Here is a 13,677-nt window from a genome sequence, read left to right on the forward strand (position 1 = left end):
CGCTCCTTCCACGCCCGGGCGCGGATCATTCTAAATCGTGCAAATTCAAGGAAAGGACTGGCCTTGAGTCACATTCGCGAAATGACGCGGATGCAAAGGTCTTTCGTTGCGCGACAATAGGAACGCGAGCCGCGAAGAGTGGCGACGTGATGATTGGCAAACATGGCACTCTCCCTTGGCATTGACCGGAGGGTTCACCCCGGGTCGGTTACAGACGTCCGCCGGACACTTCCCGTCCGCGGATGATCAAGAATTACAATAGACTACCAATTAAGTCAACTAAAATTGTCTTTTGTTGAAAAAATATTCCCAATATTTCGCAAATTAACCGATTAATGGGATACCATTTTCAACAATTCTGCCAAACTGGAACGATAATCTAGATTGCCGGAACAATCCATCGACATTCCACGATGTTATGTAGGCTCCGCATGGGACAAAAAAAGGGCAACCGAAGCTGCCCTTTCGAATTTCTTGAGTTCGGGGAGGAATCAGCTCTTGGCCAGTTCCGTGCCCGGCGCGCGGGTTGCTTCCCGATCCTTCCACCAGCGGCTGAGGAAGAGCAGGATCGGACCGCCGATATAGATCGACGACGTCGTCGCGACGATGACGCCGAAAATCATCGGCCAGGCGAAGCTCTTCACCGCATCACCGCCCCAGATCGCCATCGGCACCAGCGAGAACGCCGTCGCCATCGAGGTGAAGATGCACCGCGCCAGAACCTGGTTGATCGACATGTCGATCAGATCGGAGAACGGCATCGACTTGTACTTGCGCAGGTTTTCACGCATGCGGTCGTAAACCACAACCTTGTCGTTGACCGAGTAGCCGATCATCGTCAAAAGCGCCGCGATGGCCGTCAGGTTGAAGTCGATCCCGGTCAACGCGAAGAAGCCGATCGTCTTAGTGATATCGAGCAGCAGCACCGCGATGGCACCCACGGCAAAGTGCCATTCAAACCGCCACCAGATGTAGAGCAGGATCGCCAGCATCGCGAGCGCGACGGCAAGGAAGCCCGAACGGGCGAGTTCCGCCGAGATCGTCGGGCCGACGACTTCCGTGCGTTCGAAGCTCGCATCGGGAGTGACCTTGGCCACGCCTTCCTTGATCTTGTTGAGCGCGACCGTCTGCTCCTGTTCGCCGCCCGGCTGACGCTGGACACGGATGAGGACCGACTGGTTCTGGCCGAATTCCTGCAGCGCCACCTCGCCGATGTTGAGCCCTTCAAGCTCCGCACGCAGCTTCGGCAGGTCGAGTACCGATTTCGAGGTCGCTTCCACCTGGATACCGCCGACGAAGTCGATGCCGTAGTTCAGGCCGGGATGGAAGAACAGGATCACCGAACTGATCGACAGGAAGGCCGACATGCCGATGGCGACGAAGCGGCCCTTCATGAAGGAAATCTTCGGCAGATGGCGAACACGACCAAACAGCGACGGGATTTCCAGCTTCTTCATCTTGCGGCGAACGACCACTTCGCGCATCGCCAGACGCACGATCGTGATCGATGTGAACATCGAGATGACGATGCCGAGCATCATGGTGATGGCGAAACCGCGAACCGGGCCTGTGCCGAACATGAACAGCAGGATGGTGCCGGAAAGGGTCGTGACGTTGCTGTCGATGATGGTTGCGTAGGCCTTGTTGAAGCCGATATCGAGCGCCTTCATCGCCCCTGCCCCGCCTTCCGTTTCCTCTCGGATACGGGCGTTGATCAGGATGTTGGCGTCCACCGCCATGCCGATACCAAGGATGATACCGGCGATGCCGGGCAGCGTCAGCGTCGATCCGAGCATACCGAGCACGCCGATTGTCAGGATGGTGTGCAGCAGAAGGCCGAGATTGGCGATCATGCCCCAGGCGCCGTAGAGCAGCACCATGAGCGCCACGACGAGGACGAAGCCGGCAAAACCGGTATAGATACCCATGCGGATGGAGTCGGAACCAAGGTTCGGGCCGACGGACCGTTCCTCGATAACGGTCAGCGGCGCCGGCAGGGCGCCGGAGCGCAGGAGGGCCGACAGAACGGTTGCTTCCTGGGCGGTGAAGTTGCCGCTGATCTGGCCCTGGCCGCCGGTGATCGGTTCGTTGATGCGCGGCGCTGTCAGGACCTTGCCGTCGAGCACGATGGCGAAAGGCAGGCCGACATTGTCACGGGTGATTTCCGCGAACTGGCGGGCACCCTGGCTGTCGAAGGTAAAAGAGACGATCGGCTCATTGGTCTGCTGGTTGAAACCGGCCTTGGCGTCGGCCAGCCGCTCGCCGGCGATGGCGACGCGGCTTTCGACGGCATATTTACCACCGTCATTGGCGCCTACGAGAATGTCGACGCCGCGCGGCGGCGGGTTCGGCGAATTCGGATCGACGGATGTGTCGACCATGTGGAAGCTCATCTGCGCGGTCGAGCCAAGCAGCTTGCGCAGGCCCGTCGGATCCTGCAGACCCGGCAGCTGGACGAGGATACGGTCCGAGCCGACGCGCTGAATAAGCGGCTCGGCAACGCCGACCTGGTCGACGCGGCGGCGAATAATCTCGAGGCTCTGATCGACCGCCGAAGTCATGCGTTCGCTGAGGCCGGCCTCCGTGAGCTTGACGGTGATCGTGTCGTCCAAAGTCGTGACGTCAATGTCCGAGGTAACGGCACCAAAGCCGAGCGTACCCGTCTGGACCGCCAGCTCCTGGATCTTCGGCATGACCTTTTCGCGATCCGCCTGGTCGGCAATCTTGATGGCGATCGTGTCGCCGGCGATGCGGGCCGACGAGGTCGGCAGCCGCGCGGTGCGAAGGGCAGCGCGGATATCGTCGAGAAGCGTATTCAGGCGAGCCTTGCGCAGGCCGGCCGCATCGACTTCCAGGACGAGGTGGGAGCCGCCCTTCAGGTCAAGCCCGAGCGTGACAGGCTTGACCGGCAAAAAGGCGGCGTATTGCTGCTGGACAGCCAGCGGCAGCAGGTTTGGGAGCGCCGCGAGTACCCCGAAAAGGGTAATCGCGACATAGGCCAGAATGGCCCATTTCGAAGTGCGCATGTTGAGGTTCCATTATGGCCCGCATACCTCGACAGTGCCGGGGACAGCGGGTGTGACAGTCGAATTGAGAACTGCGCCGCAGCGCATAAGCCGCCCTTCAAGGGCAGCCTTCAGGCGCCGCGGGCCGGAGGACCACGGACGCGAATGATGTCGCCGCGCCGGCCGGCGGCAACATCATGCGAAAGAGCCATGACGGGCATGCCGCCATAGGAAACGCCGGCAACGACGATGGCGGCGGGCACCAGGAACGGCACCGGTCCGCCCGGAGAGGCCTTGCCATCGGCGCGATCCGCGGTGAACCGCAGGTCGGCGACGGGGAACGCCCGCATGACATGCCGCGACAGGGTCGTGTCCGACGAACCGCTTTCGGGGACCGCGACATTTCCGGCATTCTGCTGCGTGGCGAAACGCGAGGAAAAGCCCTGCGCCGAGGCGACGAACTGCATGGCAAGGGCGGCGGCCAGAATCCAGAGCACGGCAAAAAGCTTGCCGGCACCTCCGCGATCGATCCTGTTGCCGTTCATGCCCATGAAGGACATTTTCCTTCCCATTGGCGGACAGTTTTCACTGCAAATCGCCGCACCGCGCGCCGATTCAGCCCGCAAGTTGGCTTAAAAACCATCGCTCGTGGCCAAAGTCAAATCCTACCACCCGCGCGACGGGTTGAACATCCCATCACGGGCTTGCCTCATGCCGTCACGCCCGCCGTGCGTGTCTGGTGGATTTCGATGAGCGATGGCCCACCGCGCTTGCGGGCTTCGATCAGCGCTGCCGGCAGATCGCCGGCCTTCGCCAACCGCACGGCCGGCACGCCATAGGCACCGGCCGCCAGCAGGAAATCGGGTGCCGACGGCCTGACGCCTTCCGGGGTGATCCCGGACTCGACCATGAAGTTCTCGATCTCCTGGTAACCGTCATTGTTCCAGACCAGGAAGATCACGTTGGCGCCGATATCGACCGCCGATCCCAGTTCCGCCAATGAAAACTGGATGCCGCCATCGCCGACGAGGCAGATCACCGGCTTTTCCGGATCGGCGACAGAGGCCCCCACGGCTGCCGGCGGCGCATAACCGAGCGCGCCAAAACCGGTCGCCGAATTGAACCATGTTTTCGCGCGCGGCGCATCGCAATAGAGATTGCCGGCATAGACGGCCTGGGTGGAATCGCCGACGATCACGGCATCCGGCAGGGCTTGGTAGATGGCATCGATCACCGCGATCTCCGCGCGCATCTTCGCCGTCAGTTCCGCCATCGCCGCCTTGCGGGCCGTCGCCGCCCGCTCCTTGCCCCTTGCCGCAGGCTTCGCCGTCAGGAAGGCAAGGATGCCGGACACAGCCGCCTTGGTACCCGACAGGATCGACAGCGCCGCATGCGGGCCGCGCGCCAGCTGCGCCGCATCGATGTCGGTGCGGATCAGGTTGCCGAGGATCGGGAAGCCGCCATCGGCATACATGTCATAGTCGGTCTGGCCCATTTCGGTGCCGAGCGCGATCACCAGATCGGCATCGGAAACCAGAGCCCGTACGGCCTTCAGACTGGGGCTCGCCGGTACGCGCAGCGGATTGCCAGCCAGCATGCCGCGCGCATTGACGGTCATCACCACCGGCGCGCCGATGCGCTCCGCCAGTTCCAGGATTTCCGCCTCGGCCGTGATCGCGCCACCGCCGCAGATGATGACCGGGCGGCTGGCATCGCCACAGAGGATCGCCGCCTTCTGCAGCGTCTCAGCGTCGGCCCTCGGCCGCGTTGCCGTCGCCTTGCGCAGCGACGGCGGAGCGATCCGTGCCGTCATCACGTCGGTCGGGATTTCGATATGCACCGGACCGGGCCGGCCGGAGGTGAGGATGGCAAAGGCCCGCTCGACGACGACAGCCAGATCGGCCGGGTTGAGCAACGTCTGCGAATAGAGCGCCAGCGTCTTGATCATGCCGTGCTGGTCGGGCAGTTCGTGCAGCAGCCCGCATCCATGCCCGAGTGAATCCCGGCGGTTGACGCCTGAGATCACCAGCATCGGGATCGAATCCTGCCGCGCCTGCGCCATCGCGGTGATCGTATTGGTCAGCCCCGGCCCGGTGATGACCAGCGCCACGCCCGGCTTGCCGCTGACGCGGGCATAGCCGTCGGCCATGAAGCCCGCGCCTTGCTCGTGACGGGGCGTCACATGCCGGATCTTCGAGGCGGCGAGACCACGGTAAAGCTCGACCGTATGGACGCCGGGAATGCCGAAGACGGTATCGACCCCGTTGGCCTCGAGCAGATCGACCAGCACTTCACCGACGGTTTTCATCTCTTGTGTGCTCATGCCCGGCGCTCCCGGCGGGAGACCAGCAGGATCGCGAGGTCCGCGATGCGGCGGCAGGCCTCGATAATCGCCTCTTCCGGCACGGTGAGGCTCATGCGCACATAGGGCGCAGCGTGCTGACCAAAGGATGAGCCCGGCATGACCGCGACACGCTCCTGTTCCAAAAGAGCCCAGGCGAAGGCTTCGCCGGTCAGCCCGGTGCCCGCGACATCGAGCAGGATGAACATGCCGGCTTCCGGCGGCAGCGGCGTCACGCCCGGCACGTTCGACAGATGTTCGACGATCAGATCGGCTCGCGCCTTGAAAGACCCACGCATGGCGGCGGACGTGCCGATTTCATGGGTCAGCGCATAGGCCGTCATGTCGGCGATAAAGGGCTGGACGCCGAACAGCATCGTCTCGGAAACCGGCAGCAGGCGGCTTGCAAATTCCACCGGCCCGACGGCCCAGCCGCTGCGGAAGCCGGGCGCGGCATGCGACTTTGAAATCGAAGAAACAACGATTGTCCGCTCCGCAAGGTCCGGGTTGTCGAAGGGCGATGCAAACGTCGTGTCGAAGATCAGTTCTTCATAGACCTCGTCGCAGACGATCCAGAGATCGTGCTTGCGGCAGACCTCGCCGATCTCGGCGATCTCGCGCGCGGTCAGCACCGCGCCTGTCGGGTTATGCGGCGTGTTCAACAGCAGCACCCGGCATTTCGGCGTAATCGCCTTTTCCAGATCGGCCGCCTGCATGTGAAAACCATGTTCCGGCTTCAGCGGCACCGTGACGCGATGGGCGCCGGTTGATTGCACGACCCCTTCATAGGTCGCATAATGGGGATCGCCGACCAGAACACCATCGCCGGCCTCGACCAGCCCCAGCATCACAGTGAACAGCGCCGTCTGCGTGCCGGGAAAGCACAGCACGTTCTCGGCCGTCACATCAGCACGGCGCCGGGCATAGCGCGCCGTCAGAGCGCTGACCACCGAGGGCTCGCCACGGCCGTTGGAATAACGGTAGCGGCCGGCATTCATCGCCCGCTGCGCTTCGGCCAGAAGCGAGGGATCGGCTGGCATGTCGGGTTCGCCGATGGTCAGTTGGATGACATCCGCACCCTCGCTCTGCATCTGGCGCGCGCGGATATGCAGAGCCCATTTTTCAGAGCCGAGATCCGCCAGCCGGTCGGTGATCGATGAATAGCGCATGGTGTCTCCTGGATATCAGACTGTTTCGGCGGCGCGGCCAGAGGCCCCGCCGGACGTTTCGTATGTGCCGAGCGAAAGGCTCAGCAACGCCTCGATCGAGGACAGGGCGATCGAGACCAGCTCGGCCTCCTCGAACAGTTCGCCCGCAAGGCAGCCTTCCAGCCAGAGCCCGTCGATCATGCCGTTGATGGCGATCGCATAACGGCGGCAATCGGCCTCGCTGTCGGGACGCTCCTCCGACCGCAGGAAATCGCCGATCAGCCCCTGCAGGTCGTTGCGGAAGCCCAGATAGCCCTCGCGGTGGATGACGGCAAGGTCCGGGTCCACCCGCACCTGACTGATGAACGAGGCCCAGAGCGACAGGCTGCGGCCGTTCGCCACCGGCGCGGTGAGGTTGAGCGTGATGAACCGGCGCAGCCGCGTGCGCGGGTCACCCTCGATATCCCCGGCCTTGGCCGCGAAACCCGCCAGCACCGAGCGATAGGCCTCGGCCACCATCTGGTCCTTGGAATCGAAATAGTGCCGGACGAGGCCCGCCGTGACGCCGGCGCGGATGGCGATCTGGCGGACCGTCGCGCCCTTCAGGCCAAGCTCGGCGATCGTGTCGAGCGTGGCCTCGATCAGTTCCTGCCGCCGCTCTCCCTCCGGCGCGCGATGGAACGTCCGGCGGTTCATGCGGCCCGTCGCAGCACCGGCCGCGTCAGGCAGGTCGGGCCGCCCTCGCAGGCGATGCAGAGCGCGTCGGCCTCGAAGGTCTCGACCTTGCAACCGGCCGCTTCCATCGCCGCCTTGGTCTTGGGAAAGCCCGCCACCATGATCACCTCGTTGGGGCGAACCGGCAGGACGTTGAGGCTCAAACCGTTGCTGGCATGGAATTCGTCGGCCGGAGCCTCGATCATGGTGATGCCCCATTCCTTCAGCAACTGGTAGAAGGCGGCCGGCAGGAGCGGCGCGAAAACCAGCGCCAGATCGCGCGACAGCGGGCTCATCACCGACATCAGGTGCAGGCAGGCTTCCTCGCCATGCCAGAGCGGCAGGTCGTAGCCGAGCACGTCGATGCCATGCGGCGCCAACATTTCCGTGAGTTGGGAAATACCCTCCTCGTTGGTGCGCACGCCGCGGCCGACGATCAGCGTCTCGGCATCGAGCCAGATGCAGTCGCCGCCCTCCACCGTACCGGGCGAGACGATGCGCCCCAGGATCGGGATGCCGGCCTTCTTGTAGGCGGCTTCGTGCAGCGCCGTTTCCTTTTCCCGGAGCGGCTTGCCCATGCGCAGGATGATCGCGCCATGGTTGGACATCAGCGAGGGGTCATGGGTGAACATGGCATCGGCCAGGCCGTCGCCCTTGTCTTCCAGCCAGAGGATTTCGGCGCCGGACTTTTCCACCAGGCCGGCGAATTCCGCATATTGCCGCACGGCCTTCTCGCCATCGAATGTCGGGCCATAATGCCATTGCGCAGGATCAGCCGAAGCAAGGCTTGCGCCCGGCCGGCGCATCAGCACACGCACCAGATTGGCCGACATCTCCTGCGAACCATAAGCCGTCATCGTCTACTCCTGTCGGAAATTTGATCATGTGGAGGGGCTGCCAGAAAATGCAGCGTCGGCGTTATTATACGGTTGAATAATTTCTGCACAAGTGCCACGATGGTTTTCATGGAACAGCGTGACAGGCAAAAATGCCGCACGAAAAGAAAACCAGGGGAACTGTTTTCATGCGTTCGAAGCCGGCTCTCTGCCTCATAGGGGCAGATCTTTCATGACGAAACCAGCCCAGGCAATTGCGGTCTCACAACTCCACAAACGCTTCGGGCCGCTTGAAGTGCTCAAGGGCGTTTCGCTGACAGCCAACCAGGGAGACGTGATCGCCATTATCGGCGGCTCCGGCTCCGGCAAGTCGACCTTCCTGCGCTGCATCAACATGCTGGAACTGCCGACAGCCGGCACGGTCACCATCCACGGCGAGACGATCGTCATGAAGAATGACGGCCGCGGCGGTCAGATGCCGGCCGATCGCAAGCAAGTCGAACGGCTGCGCACCCAACTCGGCATGGTGTTCCAGAGCTTCAATCTCTGGCAGCACATGACCATCCTCCAGAATGTCATCGAGGTTCCCGTCCACGTGCTCGGCAAGTCGAAGGCGGAAGCGATCGACACGGCCGAGGCGCTCTTGCGCCGCGTCGGCCTGTTCGAGAAACGCGACGCCTATCCGGCCTTCCTGTCGGGGGGCCAGCAGCAGCGCGCGGCGATCGCCCGGGCCTTGGCGATCCAGCCGCTGGTCATGCTGTTCGACGAACCGACCTCGGCGCTCGACCCGCAACTGGTCGGCGAGGTGCTGACCGTCATCGGCGATCTTGCCAAGGAAAAGCGCACGATGATCCTCGTCACCCACGAGATGAAGTTTGCGCGCAACGTCGCCAATCACATCGTCTTCCTGGCCGATGGCGTCATCGAGGAACAGGGGCCGCCGGACGAGATCTTCGGGTCGCCGAAGTCCGAAAAGCTGAAAAGGTTCATCAGTTCCATTCACTAAAATCAAAAACTGCAAAAACCAAAAAGGGAAACAGCATGAAAAAGACGCTCACAACCATTGCTCTGTCGCTCGCTCTCGGCGTGGCCGCCGCCGGTGCCGCCGTTGCGGATCCGGTCAAGGTCGGCTTTGCCGCCGAGCCCTATCCGCCCTTCACCTCGCCGGATGCCTCAGGCAACTGGGAAGGCTGGGAAGTGGAGTTCCAGAAGGCCATCTGCGCCGAGGCCAAGCTGGAATGCGTGGTCACGCCCGTCGCCTGGGATGGGATCATTCCAGCCCTGACCTCCAAGAAGATCGACATGATCATCGGCTCGATGTCGATCACCGAGGAACGCCTGAAGACCATCGATTTCTCCGACAAGTACTACAACACGCCGACCGGCGTCATCGGGCCGAAGGACGTCGCCTTCGAAGCCACGCCTGAAGGCCTCAAAGGCAAGACCATCGGCGTTCAGGTCTCCACCGTCCACCAGGATTACGCCAACAAGTATTTCGGCGAGAACGGCGCGACGGTGAAGGAATACCAGACGCAGGACGAAGCCAACAACGATCTGGCCGCCGGCCGCCTCGATGCCGTTCAGGCCGACGCGATCGCGCTCGGCGCTTTCCTCGCCACCGACCAAGGCAAGGCATGCTGCGACCTGAAGGGCAACGTCAAGGACGATCCGGCCATCCTCGGCGCCGGCGTCGGCATCGGCATCCGCAAGGGCGAAGACGAACTGAAGGGCAAGCTGAACGCGGCCATCAAGGCGATCCGCGAGAACGGCACCTACGACACCTTCTCGAAGAAATATTTCGACTTCAATATCTACGGCGAGTGATCGCACAACGCCCGCGGAGGGATACCCCCTCTGTCGGCGACGCCGACATCTCCCCCTTGTGGGGGAGATGTTCCGTGCGCCCTGTGCCTCCCTTACCCGGTTGCGATAAGGGAAAAGAATGATCTCCCCCCTTGTGGGGGAGATGTCACGAAGTGACAGAGGGGGTGAGCCGCGTCCTACGCGAAAAGCCCCATTCAACGAGGAACCATGGCTGATCCCGCATCCCTCATCAACTGGAGCCTGCTGGCGCTCGAACCGCCTGGCTGGGGCGGCGTGCTGCTCAATGGGCTGTTGAATTCCATCATCATCGCCGCCGGCGGCTATGCGTTCGGGCTGGCGCTCGGCATTGGCGGCGCGGTCGGCAAGCTCTATGGCGGCCCGATCACGCGCGACCTGATGGAATGCTATACGACGATCGTGCGCGCCGTGCCCGAGCTCGTCCTTATCCTGCTGCTCTATTATGCGGGTACCGATCTGCTCAACCATCTGCTCGGTTTCTTGGGAGTCGGCCAGGTGGATATCAGTGGCCTTGTCGCCGGCATCTTCGTCATCGGCATCGTCCAGGGCGCCTATTCCACCGAAGTCCTGCGCGGCGCCATCAAGGCCGTGCCGGCCGGGCAGATCGAGGCCGCGCGCGCCTATGGCATGTCGCCGACCAAGGTGATGACCCGCATCACCCTGCCGGCGATGCTGCCCTATGCCATTCCCGGCCTTTCCAATCTCTGGCTGATCGCCACCAAGGACACCGCCCTTCTTGCCGTCGTCGGCTTTTCCGAACTGACGCTGGTCACCCGCCAGGCAGCCGGGGCGACCAAGGCCTATCTCCTGTTCTTCTGTGCCGCCGGCGCGCTCTATCTGGCGCTGACGCTGGTATCCGATCTCGTCATCAAGATCATCGAGCGCCGCGCGCGGCGCGGCTTCGTGGAGCAGGCATGACCGGCTTTCCGCTCCCAGACACGACACCGGCCGAGGTCACCACCCATGCCATGGCGATCCTGCCGGAGGACCTGCCGAAGGCGGAGAGCTTTTTCAAGCCGCACCGGATCGTCCTGATCCTGATCGCCGCCATACTCGTCTTCTGCATCGCCTGGTTCATGCGCTGGGACTGGCTCCCGCAATATCTGCCGAAGCTTGGTTACGGCATCGTGGTGACACTGCTGATGCTGTTCAGCACCTCGATCCTCGGCTTCCTTCTCGCCGTGCCGCTCGGTCTCGTGCAGGTGACCGGTCCCTGGCCGCTGAAGGCGCTGGCGAAAACCTTCTGCACCGTCATTCGCGGCACGCCGCTGCTTTTGCAGCTCTGGCTTCTCTATTACGGCCTCGGCTCGCTGTTCCCGCAATTCCCGGCCATCCGCCAGTCGTTCCTCTGGCCCTATCTGCGCGAATCCTGGCCTTATGGCGTGGCGGCGCTGACGATTTCCTTCGCGGCTTACGAGGGCGAGATCATGCGCGGCGCCTTTGCCGGCGTGCCTTCCGGCGAACTCGAGGCAGCGAGGGCGTATGGCATGAACCGCTGGACCGTGTTCCGCCGCATCTGGCTGCCGCGCGCCATCCACCGCGCCCTGCCGACGCTGAACGGCGAAACCGTGCTGCAGCTGAAGGCCACGCCGCTGGTTGCGACCATCACCGTCATCGACGTCTATGCCGTCATCTCCAAGGTCCGGCAGGATACCTTCATTACCTATGAACCGCTGCTCCTGCTCGCGCTCATCTACATGTGCCTGACGGGAATACTCGTCATGGCCTTCCGCACTCTTGAAAACCGCATACCAACGCGTGGTGCCTGATATGACCCTGAACATCAATCTGACCAACGCCATGCCGGAACTTGTGGCTATCCGCCGTGATCTGCATGCCCATCCGGAACTGGGACTCGAGGAGGTTCGGACCTCAAGCTTCGTCGCCACCTGTCTCGAAAGCCTCGGCTACACCGTGACCCGCGGCCTGGCGAAGACGGGCCTCGTCGCCACCTTGAAGAACGGCACGAGCGAGCGCTCGATCGGCATCCGCGCCGATATGGATGCGCTGCCGATCTTCGAGGAAACCGGGCTTGACTACGCGTCGAAGACACCCGGCCTGATGCATGCCTGCGGCCATGATGGCCATACGACGATGCTTCTGGGTGCGGCCCGCGCCATTGCCGAGCGGAAGAATTTCGATGGCACCGTGCACCTGATCTTCCAGCCGGCCGAGGAGAATTTCGGTGGCGCCAGGATCATGATGGACGACGGCCTGTTCGACAGGTTCCCCTGCGATGCCGTCTTTGCGCTCCACAACGAGCCCGGCCTGCCCTTCGGCCAGTTCGCGCTGCGCGAAGGTCCGATCATGGCAGCGGTCGATGAAGCGAAGATCACAGTCCACGGCCTCGGCGGCCATGGCGCCGAGCCGCAGGAAACCGCCGATCCCATCGTCTGCGGCGCCTCGATCGTCATGGCCCTGCAATCGATCGTCTCGCGCAACATCCATCCGATGGACCCGACCGTGATTACCGTCGGCTCGTTCCACAGCGGCTCGGCCAGCAACATCATTCCCGAACGCGCCGAGATCGTCGTCGGCATCCGTTCCTTCGATCCGAAGGTGCGCGACGAGCTGGAGCGCCGCATCCGCATGGTCGCCGAAAACCAGGCGGAAAGTTTTGGCATGACCGCGACGGTCGATTACCAGCGCAGCTATGATGCCACCATCAATCATAAGGCCGAGACGGATTTCGTCCGCGATCTCGCCGTGCGCTTTGCCGGCAGGGACAAGGTGGTCGATCTGGAACGACCGTTCATGGGCAGCGAGGACTTTGCCTTCATGCTGCAGGAAAAGCCCGGTACCTATTTCTTCCTCGGCTCCAGCGTCACCGGACAGGAAAAGTCGTTGCACCACCCCGGCTACAATTTCAACGACGACCTCTTGCCGATCGGCGCCGCCTTCTGGACGGAGCTGGCGGAAGCCTATCTCGCCCGAGCATGAGCCCAAACAGAAAAAGGCCGCAGGAAGGGACAATTCCTGCGGCAAGTCGGGACAGTCGTCAGTAAACTTTGAAGTCGAAAATGCTCAGTCGAAGAAACGGACGGTGCTGAGCGCTGCGAAGCTGTAGCCAGCGTCACGACGCTTCATGATCGAAGCCTGCCGATGATCGAGCACGAACTCGCCGCTCGACGTGGTGATGACCAGAACCGAATGGCTGCGACCTTCCGGCGTCATGACGCTGGCGACCCGCATGGCGCCTGCCGGCAGGCCGGCGCGGATCAGGTGGCTTCGCTTCATCATCGCATATTCGTCGCTTGTGCCGGGCAACTGGTTCAGCGACAGGAACTCACGCTGGGCGCGGATCGTCGGCATGGCGCGGTTGACCGTGCGGTTGACGGAGGCCAGCACCGTGCGCAGCTTGTTGGTATAGGCGATGACGTTGCGGCTCGAGGTGCGGCACTCGTTGCCATATTGCAGGCAGAAGAGCTGGTAGGAAAGCTTGGTGCGCTCGCTGAACTCGACATTGCGGACCGGCACGGTCGCGCTGATGGAGCGGGCGGCGGAAGAAATGCTCATGGCCTGCGAAGGTGCGGCGGCCGTGGCGACAAGACCGATCGACATTGCGATCGCAGCGAGAACTTTTTTCAACATGCCCCTGTCCCTGTTTTATCCCGCTCGTCTGCCCCTGTCCGGACAGCGTCGAGTTTTTAAGGCGCCGGATTCATTCCGGCTGCGGCGAAAGCGTCATGCTGCGAAACCGTGTGGCTGGTTCCGTTCTCCGATGAGATGACCATAGCCGGCACAGTTTGCGGGCCGCTTAAATCGATGCGTACAATTTTACACAATCCGCA

General features: G+C 62.7%; 12 protein-coding genes. 5 read left to right on the plus strand and 7 right to left on the minus strand.

The features are described from left to right. Positions 1 to 491 precede the first annotated feature (491 nt). The 6 genes from secD to VL202_RS11240 all read right to left on the minus strand — a co-directional run bounded on the left by secD (position 492) and on the right by VL202_RS11240 (position 8,065). Positions 492 to 3,026: a protein translocase subunit SecD gene (gene secD / locus VL202_RS11215; RefSeq protein WP_325464196.1), complete on the minus strand. Its 2,535-nt coding sequence runs from the start codon at positions 3,024 to 3,026 to the stop codon at positions 492 to 494. A 110-nt stretch (positions 3,027 to 3,136) separates the two neighbouring features. Further along, positions 3,137 to 3,565, minus strand: coding sequence for a hypothetical protein (locus tag VL202_RS11220; protein WP_325464197.1), 429 nt, complete (start codon positions 3,563 to 3,565; stop codon positions 3,137 to 3,139). A 149-nt stretch (positions 3,566 to 3,714) separates the two neighbouring features. Continuing rightward, positions 3,715 to 5,328, minus strand: coding sequence for a 5-guanidino-2-oxopentanoate decarboxylase (locus VL202_RS11225; RefSeq protein ID WP_325464198.1), 1,614 nt, complete (start codon positions 5,326 to 5,328; stop codon positions 3,715 to 3,717). After that, entirely contained in the window at positions 5,325 to 6,515 is a 1,191-nt protein-coding gene (locus tag VL202_RS11230) for a pyridoxal phosphate-dependent aminotransferase (RefSeq protein ID WP_325464199.1), read from the minus strand. Before VL202_RS11230 ends, VL202_RS11225 begins: the two co-directional genes overlap by 4 nt. A gap of 15 nt (positions 6,516 to 6,530) precedes the next feature. Continuing rightward, the gene (locus VL202_RS11235) at positions 6,531 to 7,190 is read right to left on the minus strand and encodes a TetR family transcriptional regulator C-terminal domain-containing protein (RefSeq protein WP_325464200.1); all 660 of its coding nucleotides are present in this window, start codon (positions 7,188 to 7,190) and stop codon (positions 6,531 to 6,533) included. Continuing rightward, positions 7,187 to 8,065 carry a dimethylarginine dimethylaminohydrolase family protein gene (locus tag VL202_RS11240; protein ID WP_325464201.1) on the minus strand — a complete coding sequence of 293 codons (879 nt, stop codon included), beginning with the start codon at positions 8,063 to 8,065 and terminating at the stop codon, positions 7,187 to 7,189. Before VL202_RS11240 ends, VL202_RS11235 begins: the two co-directional genes overlap by 4 nt. Before the next feature lie 211 nt (positions 8,066 to 8,276). On the opposite strand from VL202_RS11240, the gene VL202_RS11245 reads away from it, so the two are divergent. From VL202_RS11245 to VL202_RS11265, 5 genes are all read left to right on the plus strand, one after another. Beyond that, a complete protein-coding gene (locus tag VL202_RS11245) occupies positions 8,277 to 9,050 on the plus strand; it encodes an ABC transporter ATP-binding protein (RefSeq protein ID WP_325464202.1) in 774 nt (257 codons plus the stop codon). A 35-nt stretch (positions 9,051 to 9,085) separates the two neighbouring features. Then, positions 9,086 to 9,868: a transporter substrate-binding domain-containing protein gene (locus tag VL202_RS11250; RefSeq protein ID WP_325464203.1), complete on the plus strand. Its 783-nt coding sequence runs from the start codon at positions 9,086 to 9,088 to the stop codon at positions 9,866 to 9,868. Between the two features lie 207 nt (positions 9,869 to 10,075). Continuing rightward, positions 10,076 to 10,804, plus strand: a complete 729-nt coding sequence (locus tag VL202_RS11255; protein WP_325464204.1) for an ABC transporter permease — start codon at positions 10,076 to 10,078, stop codon at positions 10,802 to 10,804. Further along, a complete protein-coding gene (locus tag VL202_RS11260; RefSeq protein ID WP_414692840.1) occupies positions 10,801 to 11,655 on the plus strand; it encodes an ABC transporter permease in 855 nt (284 codons plus the stop codon). The genes VL202_RS11255 and VL202_RS11260 overlap by 4 nt, the downstream gene beginning before the upstream one ends. 1 nt (position 11,656) lies before the next feature. Then, entirely contained in the window at positions 11,657 to 12,826 is a 1,170-nt protein-coding gene (locus tag VL202_RS11265) for a M20 aminoacylase family protein (RefSeq protein WP_325464205.1), read from the plus strand. Between the two features lie 84 nt (positions 12,827 to 12,910). Here VL202_RS11265 and VL202_RS11270 read toward each other — a convergent pair whose 3' ends face one another. Next, positions 12,911 to 13,477: a transglutaminase-like cysteine peptidase gene (locus VL202_RS11270; protein WP_325464206.1), complete on the minus strand. Its 567-nt coding sequence runs from the start codon at positions 13,475 to 13,477 to the stop codon at positions 12,911 to 12,913. Positions 13,478 to 13,677 lie beyond the last annotated feature (200 nt).

Source organism: Pararhizobium sp. (genome assembly GCF_035497515.1).
Lineage (GTDB): Bacteria > Pseudomonadota > Alphaproteobacteria > Rhizobiales > Rhizobiaceae > Pararhizobium.